The organism is Marinobacter sp. KMM 10035 (genome assembly GCF_046537445.1).
GTDB classification, from domain to species: domain Bacteria; phylum Pseudomonadota; class Gammaproteobacteria; order Pseudomonadales; family Oleiphilaceae; genus Marinobacter; species Marinobacter sediminicola.
This window is the reverse complement of record NZ_JBBVMG010000001.1, coordinates 2,173,167-2,191,309: the sequence shown is the minus strand read 5'-3', so window position 1 is coordinate 2,191,309 and position 18,143 is coordinate 2,173,167. Positions and strand designations below refer to the sequence as shown.

Below are 18,143 nucleotides of genomic sequence, written 5' to 3'. Positions count from 1 at the left end.
CTACAAGAGCTTTTCAATATCAGCTTTGATATCTTCAGGCTTGGTGGTGGGTGGATAACGGCGCAAAACCTTACCATCACGCCCCACCAGGAATTTCGTAAAGTTCCACTTCACTTTTTCTGAACCGAGAAGGCCTTTTGCCTCAGACTTCAGAAACTGGAACAAAGGATGTGCGCTGTCGCCATTTACATCAATTTTAGAAAACATCGGAAAATCCACACCGTAGTTCAGGCTGCAGAACTCGCTGATAGCCTTGTCATCGGCAGGGTCCTGATTCAAGAACTGGTTACACGGAAACCCGAGCACCTCGAGCCCCTGCGCCCCAAGCTCCTTATGCAATGTCTGCAAGCCTTCAAACTGCGGCGTTAATCCGCATTTACTGGCGGTATTCACAATCAGCAGAACCTGGCCCTGGTAATCGGCCATCGCCTTTTCATTACCTTTGATATCTCGAACAGTGAAGTCATATATAGAGCTGGTAGACACAAATTTCTCCCTGGCAAAATCATGAGCGCCTGCACATGCAGGCATTTTTACGATCAGACATTTATATTGCACACAACTTAATTTGACACTACCTTGAAAAACCTACCCATGCAACGATTCTCGAAGCGGAAATAAAGCCGATATAGTGCTAACCCGCCATAATTCATCACAATTCCCCTGTTGCCGTTGGCCTCGCCTCCGCTAGAATAGGGGTTTGCCTTTACGGCAGATGCCTGTTTTACGTTTATTGACTGAGGAAGCCCGGGTCTTATGCAGAACTACTACAAATCCGCCAAGCTGGATAACGTGTGCTATGAAATACGTGGCGTAGTTATGCGGGAAGCGCGCAGACTCGAGGAAGAAGGACACCGGGTACTCAAGCTCAATATTGGTAACCCTGCCTCTTTTGAACTGGATGTTCCCGAAGAGATCCAGCAAGACGTGATCTACAACATGCAACAGGCTCAGGGTTATGTGGAGTCAAAAGGCCTGTTTTCTGCGCGCAAGGCAGTCATGCACTACTGCCAGCAAAGAGGCATCGACAAGGTCGATATTGACGACATATTTCTGGGTAACGGTGTCAGCGAACTGATTGTGATGACCATGCAAGCCATGCTCAACACCGGCGATGAAGTTCTGATTCCTGCACCGGACTACCCTTTGTGGACAGCCGCCGTGACACTCTCCAGTGGCAAACCTGTGCACTACCGTTGCGACGAGGAACAAAACTGGTTCCCGGACATCGACGATATCCGCAAAAAGATAACAAACCGCACCCGTGCAATCGTGCTGATTAACCCGAATAACCCTACAGGTGCGGTTTATAGTCAGGAACTGCTGGAGCAAGTTATTGAGCTTGCCCGCAAGCACAACCTGATCGTGCTATCAGACGAGATCTACGACAAGATTCTCTATGACGGTACGCAACACGTTTCTACTGCGTCACTGGCAGATGATGTGCTCTTCTTTACCTACAACGGGCTTTCCAAGAACTATCGGGCTGCCGGTTACCGTTCAGGCTGGATGATCATCAGCGGCGCCAAGCACCTGGCAAAAGACCTGATTGAAGGCATCGATATGCTTTCCAACATGCGCCTGTGCGCTAACGTACCTGCGCAGCTAGCGATACAAACAGCGCTGGGCGGCTATCAATCAATCAATGATCTGGTCGCACCTGGGGGCAGGCTATACGAACAGCGGGAAACTGCCTGGCGGATGCTCAATGACATCCCCGGTGTAAGCTGCGTTAAGCCTCAGGGCGCACTGTACTTGTTCCCGCGACTGGATCCGAAGATACATCCGGTTGTAAATGATGAAAAGCTGGTTCTGGATCTTCTCCTGCAAGAGAAAATCCTTCTGGTCCAGGGTTCAGCGTTCAATATTGATGACAAGCAACATCTCCGGGTCGTGTTCCTGCCCCGGAAAGACACGCTGGAGGATGCCATGACCAGACTGGGCAACTTCCTCAGCAAATACAGACAGTAAAACGGCAGGCAAGCAAGAAGTGATCTATGGCTGACATCCATATCGAAGAATTCTACAAAGACGCAGCTGTTGCCTTGGTGCAGCTTTACAACGCCTTTCCAAGGCGGGTAAACCTGTTTGTGGAAGATATTGCCGGCGCGGACCAGCCGGACGAGTTCGGGCTGCATAGCAAACGCCATATGGCGTGCTTTGGCACGCTATTATGGCTGGCAGAAGAAGGTTTTCTTCGCTATGTGGATACTATTCGGCAGGACGCTCTTGATCAGGCGGTTCTCACCCAGGAAGCCTTCATACGCTTGAGCGCACCTGCACCCGATGCGCTTGTGCAGGAGTTCGGCGACCCTGAAAATCTCACAGGCGCTCCCCTGCCACCGTCTCTAAAAGAAGACCTCTCCAGTCACATTCATCTTGTACGCACTGTGCTGAAAAGCCGTCACTCCTTACGTATTGGCCATGTCGTTCGAGCAACACTTTTTACTGAGAAATAAAGCCGTTGGGACTGATAGGGGGCAAATCAGATTTTCAACTTGAACCCAATCGCACGAAAACTGTCCTGAAGGGATTTACTGGTGCCTTTGAGCTGCACTTTCAGGCTGGAGCACTCCCTTCGTGTGGGATAGTCCTTCCGCAGGCGGTCAAACGCGGCACCGCGCTCTTCGCTGGTTGGAAGCCCCATGATATGGCGCAGGCGCGCATCGTCCTGCCTCGGGTCGTAGCAGGCTCGCAGCGCTACGCGAATGGCCGCCTGCTCATCGGCTGCACTTGTAAATGACACCTTGCTGAGCGCAGGCTCAGGCAGGAACTGGCCCGCTTGCTTGCGCGCCGGCAGCCCCAGAAACCGGCTAACCGCCTGGTAGATCATCTCGGTGCCCTGAACTTTACCCTCAAGACTGTAGCCGGCAATGTGAGGGGTCGCTAGCCAAGTCTTTCCTACAAGCTCCTGGTCAACCCTAGGCTCTTCCTCCCAAACGTCAAGCGCGACCAGTGGCGCATTAGCTTGGCTCAGGCGCTCATTCAGTGCAGCGCCATCAATTACTTCACCGCGCCCGGTATTGATCAGCAACTGCTCGGAAGACAGCAAATCCAGCTCACGCTTGCCGATCAAATGCAGGGTCGGGTGAGCAGAGTCTCGAGTTAATGGTGTATGGAGGGTGACGACATCGCACGCAAGCACTTCATCCAGGCTCACGAAGGCAAGGTCTCCTTCGCGCTCTGCTCTGGGTGGATCGCAAAGCTTCACACTGAAGCCCAGGCGATCCAGCTTTTCCGCAAGCTCATTGCCAACATTGCCGGCGCCAACAATCCCAACTGTGAGTTGCGACCAATCATTCAGCACCTTGCGCTCTGCATACAGAGACATAACACTCAACACATATTCAACGACACTGTTAGCGTTGCAACCAGGTGCTGCTGAAAAACGGGTGCCATTCTCTTCCAGCCAACTCAGGTCAATGTGATCGGTTCCAATTGTGGCCGTTCCGACAAAGCGAACAGAACTGCCTTCGAGCAATTCACGGTTAACGCGAGTAACCGACCGAACCAGCAATATGTCTGCATCACGAACATCGTTGGCACTCATCGTTCGGCCGGAGACACGCCGAATCTCACCTATGTCACCGAAAAACGCCTCCAACTGCGGAATGTTTTCATCTGCGACGATCAACATAATAAGCTCATGCCGCCTCAGTTTCTGCGTGGGCGGGGGCCACCACGACCACCCGGCCCGCGTCCGCCCTGTCCTTGCGACGGCCTGCGGCCACGCTTGCGGGTAATGGGCGGATTATCCATGTCAGCCATCAACTCTTCTTCCGGAACGGTTGTTTTGAGCTTTTGACCGATGTACTTCTCAATGGCCGGAAGACCAAATGAGTCGTCCTCTCCTGCAAAACTGACCGACACACCTGTCTTTCCGGCCCTGCCAGTGCGCCCAATGCGATGCACGTAATCTTCAGCGCTGTCCGGCAGGTTGTAATTGAACACATGGGTAACGCCATCCACATGGATGCCGCGCCCGGCAACATCCGTAGCCACTAGCACCTGAATGCTTCCGGCCTTGAACTGTTCCAGAGTTTTCAGACGCTTGGCCTGGGCAATCTCTCCAGACATAAGAGCAACTTTAACGCCCTGGTTACGCAAATCCTCTTCGAGGTCCCGGCACTGGTCACGTCGATTGGCAAAAACCAAAGCCTTTTCAACCTCAGGACGCTTGAGATAGTTCACCAACACCGGCAGTTTTTCGTCATCACCAACCATGTAAACCGTCTGTTCGACCCGCTCGGCAGTTTTCTGCTCCGGCTCGATCTCAACAAACTCGGCATTATTGGTCCACATAGACGCCAGGTTCAGAACGTCCTGATTGAAAGTGGCACTGAACAGCAGTGTTTGACGTTCATCTTTAGGAGTGCTCTTGCGGATAATGCGCTTTACATCAGGAATGAATCCCATGTCGAGCATTCGGTCTGCCTCATCCAGAATGAGGATGTCGAGCTGATCAAGAAATACGTCCTGGGAGCCAAGGAAGTCAATCAGGCGACCCGGGGTGGCCACAAGAATATCAACAATGCCGTTGTGCAGCTGTTCGCGCTGCTTGTCATAATGCATACCACCCACTACGGTAACGACGTTGTGGCCTGTGTGTTTGCACAACTCTTCTGCATCCTTGGCAATCTGCATGGCCAGTTCGCGCGTAGGTGCCAGCGCTAGAACCCGAGGCTCAGATGCAAAGCGATCGCCCTCTGGTATTGGCGTTTCGAGCAGGCTCTGAATGGCGGTAATCAGAAACGCCGCTGTTTTCCCGGTTCCTGTTTGCGCCTGGCCTATCAAGTCCTGGCACGCCAGTGTCCAGGGCAGAGTTTCCGCCTGAATCGGCGTGCAGTATTCGAAACCAATGGCGGCAATGGCGTCCAGCAGGCGTTTGTCCAGATTCAGATCGCTGAATCTCAGATCGCCGGTGTGCTTTGAATCAGATGTCATGGAGTCTCAGTTTGCCTCATAATGTTCTTTTGCAGAATATAGCGGAACCACGCGCCGGACATCATCACGCCAGGCTGTACTGAAGTTATCGTCGGTTCCATAAAACGATTTCAACGTATCAAAAAAGGACTGTGCCCGCCGCGGCAGACCAGTCGTCAAATAATTCTCGGCCTGGCCAAGCACCCTGGAACGGAAACCGCATTCGTCAGACGCCCCCCCACCAGACAGGTTATCCACACTGATATGAAAATTCGAGCCGGCGGCCACTGAAAACAACCACTCGATAGCCTGTGGTTTGACCTCAACCTGTTCGAATGCCCGCTGCTGTGCAGGTGTCCTGCCGTCCGGGCAATACCAGTAACCATAGTCGTGAAGTGTGCGCCGGTGCTCACCTGCGACGCACCAGTGACTTATTTCGTGCAGAGCACTGGCATAATAGCCATGAGCAAAAACAATCCGCGCAAGCTCACTGGTGCCACCAGCAGGCAGGTATTCAGGTTCTTTGTCGCCTCTGACCAAAATAGTCCGGAATGCCTCCCGGAACAGGTCATTAAACAACATGATAAGATCGTTTGGGCTGTGATTCATTGGGAAGCTATTGTGCGACTTTAACGCGCCCAATGCCAGAGGGAACTTTCTTGCGGACCCTATGTCCATTCACTCGCAAAATACTACCGGAGCGCAGGCACCTTATTGTATCGCCAGCTCTCTTGTACGCCATGACACTCACCGGGAAACTGCTTACTCCATGACAGTATTATCTTCCACTTCCGGCAACGCTCGCCGCCTCCTCTCTCCAGCCAGCTTGCTGCTCGTATTCGCCCTGCTGTTTACAGCTACAAATACGTCCTGGGCATTTGGCGGCGGTAACTCCCTGTTTGGCGGCCAGAGCAACCAGTTTCTTCCGGTAGATGAAGCCCTTCCCTTCAGCCACTCCATAGAAGGTGACGCAGTGCTGCTCCTCTGGGACATCACACCCGGGCACTATCTCTACAAGGATCGCGTCAGCATTAAATCGCTGAGTGAAGGTGTCAGTGCGGGCGTCCCTCAATATTCCAGCCCCGGCACAGAAACAGAAGACGAGTTTTTCGGGAAGACCACTGTCTTCTTTGATCCCGTTGAAGCCCGGGTTCACGTCACTCTGCCAGACAATGCCCGGGAAGCCCGCTTCGAGGTAACCTATCAGGGCTGTGCAGAAGCAGGATTATGCTATCCACCGCAGACCCGCGAAGTGCTCTTTTATCAAAGCAGTGACGCTGCCGGAGCACAAGGGGCCACGGGCTCAGCTGCGCCTACAAAGATAAAAACGGACACCAGCTCGGCAACCGGGCTTGCGGGCTTTCTCTCGGAGCAGTCGACGCTGGTTATAGCTGGCGTATTTCTGCTGCTCGGGCTTGGGCTAACCTTTACCCCTTGCGTACTGCCAATGGTTCCGATCATTTCCTCACTAGTGTCCGGACAAAACACCCGCACGACTGGCCAGGCAATTCTGCTTGCCAGCAGCTACGTGCTGGGCATGGCGCTAACCTATGCTGGCGCCGGAGTGCTTACAGGATTACTTGGAGCCAGCTTCAACCTGCAGGCGCAGCTCCAGTCGCCCTGGGTGCTCGGTGTGTTTGCGGTGATGTTCGTGGTTTTTGCGCTGTCGATGTTTGATCTGTTTGAAATTCAGCTGCCGCGCGCCATCCGCGATTCATTAAACAATGCCAGCCAGCGCCTCACAGGTGGCCGGGTGATCAGCATTTTCGGCATAGGCGCGCTCTCTGCTCTTATTGTATCGCCCTGCGTGTCTGCACCCCTTGCAGGCAGCCTCCTTTACATCTCAACAACACAGGATGCAGTAATCGGTGGCATTGCTCTTTTTGCTCTAGGGCTGGGCATGGGGATCCCACTCATTCTGGTAGCGGTTGGTGGGCGCAAGCTTCTGCCAAGCACCGGGCACTGGATGACCACCGTCAAACACTTCTATGGTGTGATGCTGATTGCCGTCGCGATCTGGCTGATTGAGCGCCTGGTTCCAGGGTGGGTTGGGCTCACTTTATGGGGAATGCTGATTGCTATAACCGGCGTACAGCTGGGGGCTTTTGACGCCGCAAAGGCTGGCTGGGAACGGACCCGCAAAGGTCTGGGGCTGATCTTTTTCGCTTATGGCCTGGCATTGCTGGCCGGCGCCATTGCCGGTGCCAATAACCCCCTTGCACCACTGGACCCGTTCATCGCCAAAGCGCCTTTCAGCGGGAACCCAGGTGACACAGCTGGCAACGACATTAGCCACGCGGGCTTTACCCGGGTAGAAGCGCCCGCCGATATTGAAGCGATGCTCCTGCAAGCCCAACAGGAAGGTCGCCCTGTAATGCTGGACTTCTACGCCGACTGGTGCATTTCATGCAAAGTAATGGAGCGCAACGTATTTAGCGACGGGACTGTCATTAACTCGCTCAAGCCTTTTACGCTGCTACAAATTGACATGACGGACAACACACCTGCTCAACAGGCCATGCTGGACGAACTAGGGCTGTTCGGGCCACCGGCGATACTGTTTTACGATAGCAGCGGCGGTGAAATGAAACCACAGAGAGTGCTGGGTGAAATGAACCGCAGCCAGTTCCTCGATCACCTCAATGGGCTGACGCCCTCTATTTGACCACTCAAGCACCACAGCAGGATGACGTTACGGGCATTATTCGCCTCGGCGAATGAAGTAAACAAACTGGTCTTCCTGCTCTGTATGACTGATCAGCTCATGTCCTAAAAACTGACAAAACCGCGGTATATCACGGGTCGTTGATGGGTCTGTTGCTATCACCCGCAAAACCTTTCCAGGTTCAACATTATTGATGCCAGTGTGAAGCATCATCACTGGTTCAGGACAAAACAGGCCGCTGGCATCCAGTTCGGCATCAAAATCGGTAGCACTCACAAAATGTCTCCTTCTGGATGATCTGATTTTTCAGAAATACGTGCTAAATTACTGTTTATACCATTAAAACATCTGGAGGTTTGCATGATCCGGGTTCTGATCGAACGCCATATTGCTGAGTCACTTGAAACTGCCTATGAAGAGCGCTCCCGCAAAGTTCTGCAACGTGCTGTGGCAGCACCGGGGTTTATTTCCGGGGAAACACTGGTCGATAAAAACGATCCCAACCACCGGATCACCCTTGCAAACTGGCGCTCTGAAGCGGACTGGAACCGTTGGTATCTTTCAGACGACCGCCGCAACCTGATGGCAGAACTAGTGCCAATGATGGACAAAGATGAAGCTATAACGGTACTTGCACAGAGCGGCGTTTAATCCGTCCGGGCAAAGCCTGTGACGGCTTGCAGAATTTCAAACTGTTTTACAACACTGATTCTGCATTTTCGCTACACTTCCGAGTTCCAAGGCTCTGCCCCAAGCCAAGGCTCTCGGGAAATGCTGATGTCACTCGTAGCGCGCTTTATCGTTTTTCTGCTCTGCAGCCTAGTTCCGGCATTCGCTATTGCGAATATGGCTGCCCATGCCTCCCAGTGCCCAGCGATAGACGCCAACGATGTTTATGCACGCAGCTCGTTGATGCATTATGTTTGCTATTACCAAGCTTCTCCCGGTGAGCCAGCGCACTCCGCAAGGCGCCCTGACGAACTGCCAAAGAACCTTGAGTGGACCCCCTCTCGCGGACACGACCTGACATTTACTCAAACCCGGTCAGTGTACTGGATTCGCCTGAACATTCGAAATAGCGGCAGCGAGCGCGGGCTATGGTATCTCAACCTCAACTATCCTTTGCTTGACGAAGTCACCTACTGGTGGAGCAACAACTCCAGGGACGTCCTGGTCACTGGCGACCAGCACCGATTCGGCTCAAGGGCCATAGACTACCGATATTTCCTTTTTCCTATAAAACTCGACAGGGGTGAAACCCGCACGATTACACTTCGAGTGCACAGCAGTGGCGCGCTGAACATCCCCTTGAGGCTGGAATCTCCGAGAGAGCTCATTGCCTCAAGCAACCACCTATCTGTGACCCACGGGCTGTTTTACGGCGCCATTCTGGTGCTTGCGGCTTTTAACCTTCTGCTCTTTATCAGTTCCCGCACCGCCTATTACTTTCATAACGCACTTTATATGGTCGCCATGGGCCTTTTCCTGTTTACCATGGGTGGTTTTGCCAATCAGTATTTCTGGCCCGAGAGCCCCCAGTTTGCGAGCATATCCATTCCCCTCACGCTGGTACTCTGCGCTTTGGCGATGTCTCTCTTTGGCCGCTCATTCCTCGAAGTAGAGCAAGGCACACGTGCTGACAAAACCCTGAAAGTCATCATCTGGATTTGCGCGGCGTTTACTGGGTTGACACTCATACTCCCATACACCGAAACCATTCTGTACAACACCGCTCTCGGGCTGGCCATCATCTTTGTTCTTTCAATTATTGCTATAAGCCGTTGGCGTCAAGGTTATCAACCAGCAAAGTGGTATGTTCTGGCTTGGGCAATCATGGCAGGCGGTGCTTTGGCTTATGCTGGTGCAGCATTCGGTTATCTTGCAGACTTTTTAGCGCGAGAATCACTGATGCAAATCGCCATCGGTGGTCAGGTCATTTTGCTTAACTACGCCATGGTTCAGCGCTGGCGTCTTCTGAACGATAAACTGCTGAAAGTAGAGCAAGAAGCCCGAACAGACCTGGAGCACAAAGTGCACGAGCGCACTGCCCAGTTGCGTTCCACAATGCGAGAGCTGGAGAAAGCCAACCGAAAACTCGCCGCTCTTAGCCTCAACGACTCCCTTACCGGGCTTTTTAACCGTCGCCATATGGACAACATTCTGGCTGAACTGTGTGCTGAGGCGCGCAGAACCGGGCAACCGCTAACCGTCGCCCTACTCGACGCCGATCACTTCAAATCCATCAACGACACATGGGGCCACGGCTTTGGCGACATATGGCTACAGCAAATAGCCGGCATTTTAAGCCGCCATGTGAAGCGGCCACGGGACATTGCCGTCCGGTTTGGTGGTGAAGAGTTTGCACTACTGTTACCGGGCACCGACACCGAAGGCGCTAAAAGAGTATGCGACGCTATACTTGAAGACTTACGCACCACCGAGATAGAGGCTCCCGGCGGAAACCTCGCCCAACTTACTCTCAGCGCAGGCATTGCGACACTATTACCGGACGAAGATAAGCAGACATTGTTCGCACGGGCCGACCGCGCTTTGTACAAAGCCAAAGCCCGCGGTCGAGACCAGGTAGTGCTAGCTGACGTTTGACGTATTTTATGTCGCTTCACACCGTTTTTTTGTCCTTAGTCAATTTTGACGAGTTCAACTTGCTCGCTTCGGGCGCTATCATATTGAAACGGCAGGCATGAGCGCATGGGAAAGGCGCCATGCTGCTGTTTCGGGTGCATTTGACAGATATCAGGAGTTGACCCGCGTCATTGCAAACAGCTAATGCTTTCTCCATACTTGCGCCCGCATAATTTCCCTCTCTGAACCCATTGGTAAGGCTATGAGCACACAAAATCCGAACCTGACATATAACTATAAGGTGGTGAGACAGTTCGCCATCATGACAGTAGTGTGGGGTATTGTAGGCATGGCGCTGGGCGTGTTGATTGCAGCACAACTGGTCTGGCCATCCCTCAACCTCGATCTGCCATGGACTCACTTCGGTCGCCTGCGACCGCTGCATACTAACGCCGTTATCTTCGGCTTTGGTGGCAGTGCCCTGTTCGCGACATCCTATTACGTTGTGCAGCGCACCTGTCAGGCTCGCCTGATTTCAGACAAACTCGCCGCCTTTACCTTCTGGGGCTGGACCGCAATTATTGTCGCAGCAGCCATCACTTTGCCGATGGGCTACACCAGCACTAAAGAATACGCAGAACTGGAGTGGCCTATTGATATCGCGATTGCGATAGTCTGGGTTACTTACGCCGTAGTGTTTTTTGGTACTATTACAAAGCGCAGCACGCCTCACATTTATGTTGCCAACTGGTTCTACGGTGGGTTTATCCTTACCATCGCCGTACTCCACATTGGAAACAACATGGCGCTGCCTGTCAGTGCATTTAAATCCTACTCAGCATATGCCGGTGTAACCGACGCTATGATGCAGTGGTGGTACGGTCATAACGCAGTAGGCTTTTTCCTGACCGCAGGCTTCCTGGGCATGATGTATTACTTCGTTCCCAAGCAGGCTGGACGTCCCGTTTATTCCTACCGCTTATCCATCGTTCACTTCTGGGCGCTTATTGCGACCTACGTATGGGCCGGCGGCCACCATCTTCACTATTCTGCCCTTCCAGATTGGGCCCAGACTGCCAGCATGGTGATGTCTCTGATCCTGCTTGCTCCGTCCTGGGGTGGCATGATCAACGGCATGATGACCCTATCCGGTGCATGGCACAAACTGCGTACTGACCCTATCCTGCGTTTCCTGGTGGTTTCCCTGTCGTTCTACGGCATGTCCACCTTTGAAGGCCCGATGATGTCTATCAAGACTGTGAACGCACTGTCCCACAACACGGACTGGACCATTGGCCACGTGCACTCCGGTGCCCTCGGCTGGGTTGCCATGATCAGTATTGGTGCAATTTATCACTTGATCCCGAAAGTATGGGGCCTCAAGGAAATGTACAGCACCAGCTTGATTAACGTGCACTTCTGGCTGGCAACTGTTGGCACCGTTCTGTACATCGTTGCTATGTGGGTAAACGGCATCATGCAGGGCCTCATGTGGCGTGCAGTCAACGACGACGGCACTCTTACCTACAGCTTTGTGGAAAGTCTTGAAGCATCCTACCCAGGCTACTTTGTACGCTTCCTCGGTGGCGTCATCTTCCTGAGCGGTATGCTGTTCATGGCCTATAACGTCTACATGACCGTGCGCCAGAAAGATGCGGTTGCTCAGGACAATGCAGCAATTCAGGCGGCGTAACGGAGAGAAACCCGATGAAACACGAAATTGTAGAAAAGAATATTGGCCTGATGATTGTATTCATCATCCTGGTCATCAGTGGTGGTTTTCTTGCGGAAGTGCTCCCGCTGTTTTTTCTGAAAGAAGTAAACGAGCCGATTGAAGGCCTTGAGCCCATATCGGCGCTGGAACTGGAAGGCCGTGACATCTACATCCGTGAGGGCTGTCACGTCTGCCACACCCAGCAAATCCGCCCGTTCCGCGCTGAAACCGAGCGCTACGGCCACTACTCCGTTGCGGGCGAGTTCGTGTACGAGCGCCCGTTCCTGTGGGGTTCCAAGCGCACAGGGCCTGACCTGGCCCGTGTTGGCGGTCGTTATTCAGATGCCTGGCAACGTCAGCACCTGATGGACCCCCGCAGCGTCGTTCCTGAGTCAAACATGCCTGCTTTCCCGTGGCTGTTCGATACGCTGGTGAACCACAAAGGCACCGCAGCCAAGCTGTCCGCTTTGCAGACTCTGGGCGTGCCCTACACTGACGAGCAAATCGCCAGTGCAGCCGACGAGCTTGAAGGCAAGTTCGAAATTGAAGCGCTGGTCGCATACCTGCAGCAGCTTGGCACCGTACTCTCAGACAAGCGGTAATCTGATGGATATTAACGAGTTACGCGGCGTTCACACCCTTGTACTGATGGCGGTCTTTATCGGCATCATCTGGTGGGCTTTCAGTGCCCACCGAAAAAAGGCGAACGAAGAAGCGGCCCACCTGCCGTTCGATGATGACGAGGTGGAAAAGCGTACTCTTGAACAGGAAAAAACGGAGAAAAAACAATGAGTACCTTCTGGAGCATCTGGGTCACAGTGATCGTGCTCGGTACAGTTTTTGGCTGCTGGTGGCTTTTACTTGCAACACGTAAGAGCCAGGTATCCGATTCAGAAACCGAACGCACTACCGGCCACTCTTTCGATGGCATCGAAGAATATGATAACCCGCTGCCAAAATGGTGGTTCTATCTGTATGTGGCCACATGCATCTTCGCATTGGGCTATCTCGCACTCTATCCGGGTCTGGGTAACTTCAAGGGTTTGCTAGGCTGGACAGCTGTTAATCAGTGGGAAGCCGAAGTTGCGAGTGCTGATGAAAAATACGGCGAAATCTATGCCCAATATGGTCAAACCCCGGTACTAGAGCTGGCGAAAGACGAAGACGCACTAAAAATTGGTCAGCGCCTGTTTGCCAACAACTGTGCTGTCTGCCACGGCTCCGCCGCTCGAGGCCAGGTTGGCTTTCCAAACCTGACTGATGACGACTGGCTGTGGGGTGGCACACCTGACGCCATTCTGGAGACTTTGCGCAACGGCCGCATGGGTAACATGCCAGCGAAAGGCGTCATGCCGAACATGAACGCGGCTCAGGTTGACCAAGTGGTTAACTATGTACTGAGCTTCAGTGGTCGTGAAAAGGATGCAGCCGCTGCAGAGGCGGGTGAAGCTGTATTTGCACAAGCCTGCGCTGCCTGCCACGGAGCAGACGGAAAGGGCATGCAAGCCCTTGGCGCGCCGAATCTGACAGATAACATCTGGCTGTACGGCTCCAACTACGAGTGGATCAAAGAGACGGTTCTGCACGGTCGCCAAAACGAGATGCCCGCCCAAAGCGGTCGCTTGTCCAGCGATCAGATCCAGATCCTGGCTGCTTACGTTTACAGCCTTTCAAATTGACGTTCCTGCCGGGTCTTTGACCCGGCTTGGTCTGTTCAACCCTGTGTCTGCTCTTGCGGGCACAGGCTTGAAAAGATCAGCACCAGCCCCTGAAAAGGCATTGCGCCCGCTTTACGACTCCATCTGGAGGTACTCATGAGTAACGAAATCCCGGTCAAACAGATCGACCCCTCCTCAGAACCTTCGGGCGACACACAAAACACAAAAACAGTAGAGCTCTACGCCAGTCGCAAGAAAATCTACGTCAAAGAAGTAACCGGTCTGTTCCAGCGCATCCGCACTGTCAGCCTGCTGCTACTCATGAGTATGTACTTCCTGTTCGTATGGTTAACTTTGGACGGCAACCCGCTTATCCACTTCGACCTGCCGGCCCGGGAATTCCATCTCTACGGCGCGACGTTCTACCCTAAAGACTTCTTTTTACTTTCAGGCATGCTGATTATCAGTGCCTTTGGTCTGTTCTTCATAACCACGCTCTTTGGCCGGGTCTGGTGTGGTTACACCTGCCCGCAAACGGTGTGGACGTTCATCTTTATGTGGGTTGAGGAGCGTATAGAGGGCAGCCGCAACAAGCGCATGAAGCTCGACAAAGCACCCAACTCAGGGGAAAAAATGTTCAAAAAATCAGCAAAACATACTGTTTGGCTGATTATTGCCTTGCTGACCGGGCTAACATTTGTCGGTTACTTCTACCCGATTCGCGAACTCATTTCCGATATTTTCACCCTTCAGGCGAATGGCTGGGCGTACTTCTGGGTGGCCTTCTTCACCGCGGCCACGTACATCAACGCCGGTTGGATGCGGGAGCAAGTTTGCCTGTACATGTGCCCGTACGCTCGCTTCCAGTCCGTTATGTTCGACCCAAATACCCGCATCGTTTCCTACGATCCAAATCGCGGCGAGCCTCGCGGCGGCCGCAAAAAGGACGCAAAGCCAGACGAAGTTGGTCTTGGAGACTGTATTGATTGCGGGCAGTGTGTGCACGTGTGCCCCACAGGAATTGATATTCGTGATGGCCTTCAATACGAGTGCATCGGCTGTGCACTCTGCATCGACGCCTGTGATGAAATCATGGACAAGATGGACTACCCTCGCGGGCTGATTCGTTACACCACTGAGAATGAACTTGAAGGAAAGCCTTCAAAACTGCTTCGGCCCCGTACGTTTGGTTACGGTGCAGTTTTGACCGCGATGATCGGAGCTATCGTGTTCGTCATCGCCACTCGTGTACCTGCACAGATGGATGTGCTGCGGGATCGGGGTGCACTATTCAGTTTTAATGGTGAAGGCCGAATTGAAAACTCCTACACGCTGAAAATAGTAAATATGTCGGAATTGCCCCAGACATTCAGCCTGTCGGTACAAGGCATGGACGGCATTCGTATTCTCACACAAACCCAGGTAACCGTAGACAGCGGAGAAAACCGATCGTTGCCGACGGTTGTCGATGTGCCACCAGAGTCGATTCCACAATCGAATAATGAAATCATCTTCCATGCACAGTCTGAAACGGATGCTTCACTGAAGCTGGAAACCGAAAGCCGATTTGTCGGTCCAACCCAGTGATCCACAGCGATCACCGTTGGCAACCTGTAAACAGACGAGACTGAGCATTATGAATCAAGAAGTATCCGTAGCACCCTGGTATCGCCAGCCCTGGTTCTGGTTTCTGACCATTGCACCATTATGTGCTATTACCGTTAGCATGATCATGCTCGCTGTAGCGTCGAACATGAAAGATACGATGGTGTCTGACGACTACTCTAAAGAGGGGCGCGGCATTAACCTCGAGATTGCCCGTGACCAAGCAGCGGCAGATATGGGGCTCAACGCTGATATTTCGTTCGAAGATCGCAGTATCCTGATGCATGTAAACACGCTACAAGGTCCTGCAGACTTCCCTTATCTGATACTCAACCTGTTTCACCCAACGCTTTCCGAAAAAGACCGTACGATCCAGTTCCGTAGTGACGGTAATGGCCACTATACGGGCAATATGCTGGATGACATTAACGGCCGTTGGTACTACGAGCTACGCGGCCCGAATAACCACTGGCGCCTTAAAGGCGAGGCCTGGTTACCGACCGACAGCAACTTGCATATGGGCCCGAAAGGATCCGCCCAAGGGTGACCCCTGTGGATTGCTTCCATTGTGGCGAGCCGGCTGACGGCGAGCCGCGTATTACTCTTGAGCTTGATGGCCAAACACGTTTTTTCTGTTGCCACGGTTGCAAGGCGGTGTGTGAAACCATTCACACTGAAGGCCTCACAGGCTTTTATCAGCTCCGCACGCACACCGCTATTACACCGCGCCAATTAACAGCCGCCGAACTCGACAGACTCAGAGAGCTGGACCACCCGCTGGTTCAGCAAGCCTTTGTATCTCCCGTTAAGGGTGGGCAGGAGGCCCAGCTTTTAATCGGTGGCATCACTTGTGCCGCGTGCATATGGCTGCTTGAAAACCACATGAAAAAGCAGCCTGGTGTGATTTCTTTCTCCGTAAACCACACCACGCAACGAGCACGCCTCAACTGGGCTCAGAACCAAGCCGCACTGAGCGATCTGTTGATCGCTATACATGAGCTCGGCTACACCGCCCGCCCCTATCAATCAGATGAAGTAGAGGATCAACTCAAAGCAGAAAATCGCTCCATGCTGATTCGCTTGGCTGTCGCGGGCATGGGCACCTTCCAAAGCATGATGCTCGCTTTCCCACTCTACTTTGAGCTGGTCAGCGACCTGTCACCTGAGCTTGTGTCCTTTTTCCGGTGGTTTGGTTTATTGGTGGCGACGCCCGTTGTTTTCTACAGCGCCGATTCGTTTTTCCGCAATGCGTTCAGGGATATAAAGACCCGACATCTGACCATGGATGTACCTGTGGCCATTGCTATAGGCCTTGCATACCTGGCGAGTGCCTGGGTAACCGTAATGGGCGGTGAAGAGGTCTATTTTGAATCTGTCTGTATGTTTACCTTTTTCCTGCTGCTCGGACGCTACATTGAAGCTCAGGCAAGATACCGCGCGGGACTTACTGGTAATGCCTTGGCTGGCTTCAACCCAACAGTAGCAACCAAGGTGACCGGCGAGGAAACGGAAGTTGTACCCGCCCACCAGGTAAAACCCGGCGACGTGGTTCGTATCCGGCCTGGAGAAACACTGCCAGTAGATGGGGTAATTCTGCGCGGCCAGTCCACGCTCAATGAGTCCGCACTCACTGGTGAGTATTTGCCGGAAACCCGGGTTCCTGGCAACAGAGTGCATGCGGGTAGCGTGAATGGCGAAAACCCGCTGGATATTCAAGTTGAGAAGTCCGGGGCTCAAACACGACTATCCGGCATTCTTCGGATACTCGACCGGGTGCAATCCGAAAAGCCACCTGTCGCCCGTATGGCAGACCGCATAGCAGGCAAGTTTGTTGGGCGCGTGCTAATTCTTGCCCCTGTAGTCTGGATCGGATGGTGGTGGGCAGGAGCAGACAATGCTTTCGATATCACTCTCTCCGTACTTGTAGTGACTTGCCCCTGCGCACTGTCGCTGGCAACGCCGACTGCGATTACCTCTGCCACGGTCAAACTGCGGCGGCTGGGCTTCCTTCCCACCCGCGGCCATGCACTTGAGTCCATGAATACCATAGACACGGTAATCTTCGACAAAACCGGCACGCTGACCCGAGGCAGATTGAGCCTGATTGATACCCGCATTACAGGAAGCAAAAGCAAAGATACATGCCTGCGCCTGGCTTCCGGTCTTGAGCAACATTCTGAACACCCTATTGCACAGGTATTTCACAACCGGCCATCTGCAGCCATCGAAGAGGTCACCAACCATTTGGGTGGTGGCCTAACCGGGCGTTTGGGTGATCACACGTTTTTTATTGGGCACAAGGCCTTCGTGGCGGAACATCTGAACGCGCCAGAACCGGAATCAGAGCCCCACACAGGCATGGAAATCTGGCTGGCCTCCGATACCGAATGGCTTGCAAGCTTCTGGCTTGATGACCAGCCCCGGGAGGATGCGGCCCAAGCTGTCAAAGCGTTGCAGAATGCAGGTATTCGCACGTTATTGTTGAGCGGAGATCGTTCCGGCCATGTGCGCGAGATAGCGGACATGTTGGGAATCGATGAGGCAATTGGCCAGGCATCGCCAGAACAAAAGCTTGAGGTTCTGCAAAAGCTCAAAGCAGAAGGCCATCAGGTGATGATGGTTGGTGACGGCCTCAACGACCTACCCTCTATGGCTGGCGCAGGTATATCGGTTGCCATGGGCACTGCAGCGGATCTTACGCAACTGAAAGCAGATGCTGTCCTGCTCAATGGCCAACTAATGCAACTTGTAGAGGCGCTGGATACCAGCCGCCGCACCCGAAAGATCATTCGGCAAAATATGGCATGGGCACTCATCTACAACGTCAGTGCGTTGCCTCTGGCAGCAGCAGGCCTGGTTCCACCCTGGCTGGCAGCAATTGGAATGTCGATTAGCTCCCTGATTGTCGTATTGAACGCATTACGCCTCGGCAAACAGACTCGGGCCAAAACTCGTCCCGGAACATTACAAGTTGGCGCACAGGTTGCGCCCTGAT

17 protein-coding genes are annotated in these 18,143 nt (G+C 53.2%); 12 read left to right on the top strand and 5 right to left on the bottom strand.

The features are described from left to right. Complete coding sequence (locus AADB16_RS09795) at positions 1 to 531, bottom strand: glutathione peroxidase (protein ID WP_353962116.1); 531 nt, start codon at positions 529 to 531, stop codon at positions 1 to 3. Positions 532 to 756: 225 nt separating this feature from the next. On the opposite strand from AADB16_RS09795, the gene AADB16_RS09790 reads away from it, so the two are divergent. Continuing rightward, positions 757 to 1,971 carry a pyridoxal phosphate-dependent aminotransferase gene (locus tag AADB16_RS09790; protein WP_309043248.1) on the top strand — a complete coding sequence of 405 codons (1,215 nt, stop codon included), beginning with the start codon at positions 757 to 759 and terminating at the stop codon, positions 1,969 to 1,971. A 26-nt stretch (positions 1,972 to 1,997) separates the two neighbouring features. Next, positions 1,998 to 2,459: a hypothetical protein gene (locus AADB16_RS09785; protein ID WP_410802952.1), complete on the top strand. Its 462-nt coding sequence runs from the start codon at positions 1,998 to 2,000 to the stop codon at positions 2,457 to 2,459. Positions 2,460 to 2,485: 26 nt separating this feature from the next. Here AADB16_RS09785 and pdxB read toward each other — a convergent pair whose 3' ends face one another. From pdxB to AADB16_RS09770, 3 genes are read right to left on the bottom strand one after another with little or no spacing between them, the layout of a single operon-like run. Continuing rightward, complete coding sequence (pdxB, locus tag AADB16_RS09780; protein WP_410802951.1) at positions 2,486 to 3,637, bottom strand: 4-phosphoerythronate dehydrogenase PdxB; 1,152 nt, start codon at positions 3,635 to 3,637, stop codon at positions 2,486 to 2,488. Between the two features lie 17 nt (positions 3,638 to 3,654). Continuing rightward, positions 3,655 to 4,944, bottom strand: coding sequence for a DEAD/DEAH box helicase (locus AADB16_RS09775; RefSeq protein WP_410802949.1), 1,290 nt, complete (start codon positions 4,942 to 4,944; stop codon positions 3,655 to 3,657). Positions 4,945 to 4,950: 6 nt separating this feature from the next. Next, positions 4,951 to 5,532: an elongation factor P hydroxylase gene (locus AADB16_RS09770; RefSeq protein WP_410802947.1), complete on the bottom strand. Its 582-nt coding sequence runs from the start codon at positions 5,530 to 5,532 to the stop codon at positions 4,951 to 4,953. A 160-nt stretch (positions 5,533 to 5,692) separates the two neighbouring features. Here AADB16_RS09770 and dsbD point away from each other — a divergent pair, with 160 nt between their 5' ends. Further along, a complete protein-coding gene (dsbD, locus tag AADB16_RS09765) occupies positions 5,693 to 7,588 on the top strand; it encodes a protein-disulfide reductase DsbD (protein WP_410802945.1) in 1,896 nt (631 codons plus the stop codon). Positions 7,589 to 7,624: 36 nt separating this feature from the next. On the opposite strand, the gene tusA is transcribed toward dsbD, so the two are convergent. Continuing rightward, a complete protein-coding gene (tusA, locus tag AADB16_RS09760) occupies positions 7,625 to 7,864 on the bottom strand; it encodes a sulfurtransferase TusA (protein WP_309043242.1) in 240 nt (79 codons plus the stop codon). Positions 7,865 to 7,948: 84 nt separating this feature from the next. Between tusA and AADB16_RS09755 the strand changes: the two genes are divergently transcribed. The 9 genes from AADB16_RS09755 (at position 7,949) to AADB16_RS09715 (ending at position 18,142) form a co-directional block, all read left to right on the top strand. Next, entirely contained in the window at positions 7,949 to 8,239 is a 291-nt protein-coding gene (locus tag AADB16_RS09755; RefSeq protein ID WP_298447655.1) for an antibiotic biosynthesis monooxygenase family protein, read from the top strand. 126 nt (positions 8,240 to 8,365) lie between these two features. Beyond that, the gene (locus AADB16_RS09750; protein WP_309043241.1) at positions 8,366 to 10,192 is read left to right on the top strand and encodes a diguanylate cyclase; all 1,827 of its coding nucleotides are present in this window, start codon (positions 8,366 to 8,368) and stop codon (positions 10,190 to 10,192) included. 241 nt (positions 10,193 to 10,433) lie between these two features. Beyond that, positions 10,434 to 11,864 carry a cytochrome-c oxidase, cbb3-type subunit I gene (ccoN, locus tag AADB16_RS09745; protein WP_298447659.1) on the top strand — a complete coding sequence of 477 codons (1,431 nt, stop codon included), beginning with the start codon at positions 10,434 to 10,436 and terminating at the stop codon, positions 11,862 to 11,864. A gap of 14 nt (positions 11,865 to 11,878) precedes the next feature. After that, positions 11,879 to 12,487: a cytochrome-c oxidase, cbb3-type subunit II gene (gene ccoO / locus AADB16_RS09740; protein ID WP_309043240.1), complete on the top strand. Its 609-nt coding sequence runs from the start codon at positions 11,879 to 11,881 to the stop codon at positions 12,485 to 12,487. A gap of 4 nt (positions 12,488 to 12,491) precedes the next feature. Beyond that, entirely contained in the window at positions 12,492 to 12,677 is a 186-nt protein-coding gene (locus tag AADB16_RS09735) for a cbb3-type cytochrome oxidase subunit 3 (RefSeq protein ID WP_298447662.1), read from the top strand. Continuing rightward, the gene (gene ccoP, locus AADB16_RS09730) at positions 12,674 to 13,564 is read left to right on the top strand and encodes a cytochrome-c oxidase, cbb3-type subunit III (protein WP_410802943.1); all 891 of its coding nucleotides are present in this window, start codon (positions 12,674 to 12,676) and stop codon (positions 13,562 to 13,564) included. The genes AADB16_RS09735 and ccoP overlap by 4 nt, the downstream gene beginning before the upstream one ends. A gap of 135 nt (positions 13,565 to 13,699) precedes the next feature. Continuing rightward, on the top strand, positions 13,700 to 15,130 hold the full coding sequence (gene ccoG, locus AADB16_RS09725; protein WP_410802941.1) for a cytochrome c oxidase accessory protein CcoG: 1,431 nt from the start codon (positions 13,700 to 13,702) through the stop codon (positions 15,128 to 15,130). A gap of 49 nt (positions 15,131 to 15,179) precedes the next feature. Continuing rightward, positions 15,180 to 15,695 (top strand): FixH family protein, encoded by a 516-nt coding sequence (locus AADB16_RS09720; protein WP_309043237.1) that lies wholly within the window; start codon positions 15,180 to 15,182, stop codon positions 15,693 to 15,695. Beyond that, positions 15,692 to 18,142 carry a heavy metal translocating P-type ATPase gene (locus tag AADB16_RS09715; RefSeq protein ID WP_410802939.1) on the top strand — a complete coding sequence of 817 codons (2,451 nt, stop codon included), beginning with the start codon at positions 15,692 to 15,694 and terminating at the stop codon, positions 18,140 to 18,142. Before AADB16_RS09720 ends, AADB16_RS09715 begins: the two co-directional genes overlap by 4 nt. Position 18,143 lies beyond the last annotated feature (1 nt).

Excerpts from the sequence above, each read along its gene's own strand:
- AADB16_RS09795 (WP_353962116.1), bottom strand. The coding sequence starts at position 531 with ATGCCTGCATGTGCAGGCGCTCATGATTTTGCCAGGGAGAAATTTGTG.
- AADB16_RS09790 (WP_309043248.1), top strand. The coding sequence starts at position 757 with ATGCAGAACTACTACAAATCCGCCAAGCTGGATAACGTGTGCTATGAA.
- AADB16_RS09785 (WP_410802952.1), top strand. The coding sequence starts at position 1,998 with ATGGCTGACATCCATATCGAAGAATTCTACAAAGACGCAGCTGTTGCC.
- pdxB (WP_410802951.1), bottom strand. The coding sequence starts at position 3,637 with ATGTTGATCGTCGCAGATGAAAACATTCCGCAGTTGGAGGCGTTTTTC.
- AADB16_RS09775 (WP_410802949.1), bottom strand. The coding sequence starts at position 4,944 with ATGACATCTGATTCAAAGCACACCGGCGATCTGAGATTCAGCGATCTG.
- AADB16_RS09770 (WP_410802947.1), bottom strand. The coding sequence starts at position 5,532 with ATGAATCACAGCCCAAACGATCTTATCATGTTGTTTAATGACCTGTTC.
- dsbD (WP_410802945.1), top strand. The coding sequence starts at position 5,693 with ATGACAGTATTATCTTCCACTTCCGGCAACGCTCGCCGCCTCCTCTCT.
- AADB16_RS09755 (WP_298447655.1), top strand. The coding sequence starts at position 7,949 with ATGATCCGGGTTCTGATCGAACGCCATATTGCTGAGTCACTTGAAACT.
- AADB16_RS09750 (WP_309043241.1), top strand. The coding sequence starts at position 8,366 with ATGTCACTCGTAGCGCGCTTTATCGTTTTTCTGCTCTGCAGCCTAGTT.
- ccoN (WP_298447659.1), top strand. The coding sequence starts at position 10,434 with ATGAGCACACAAAATCCGAACCTGACATATAACTATAAGGTGGTGAGA.
- ccoO (WP_309043240.1), top strand. The coding sequence starts at position 11,879 with ATGAAACACGAAATTGTAGAAAAGAATATTGGCCTGATGATTGTATTC.
- AADB16_RS09735 (WP_298447662.1), top strand. The coding sequence starts at position 12,492 with ATGGATATTAACGAGTTACGCGGCGTTCACACCCTTGTACTGATGGCG.
- ccoP (WP_410802943.1), top strand. The coding sequence starts at position 12,674 with ATGAGTACCTTCTGGAGCATCTGGGTCACAGTGATCGTGCTCGGTACA.
- ccoG (WP_410802941.1), top strand. The coding sequence starts at position 13,700 with ATGAGTAACGAAATCCCGGTCAAACAGATCGACCCCTCCTCAGAACCT.
- AADB16_RS09720 (WP_309043237.1), top strand. The coding sequence starts at position 15,180 with ATGAATCAAGAAGTATCCGTAGCACCCTGGTATCGCCAGCCCTGGTTC.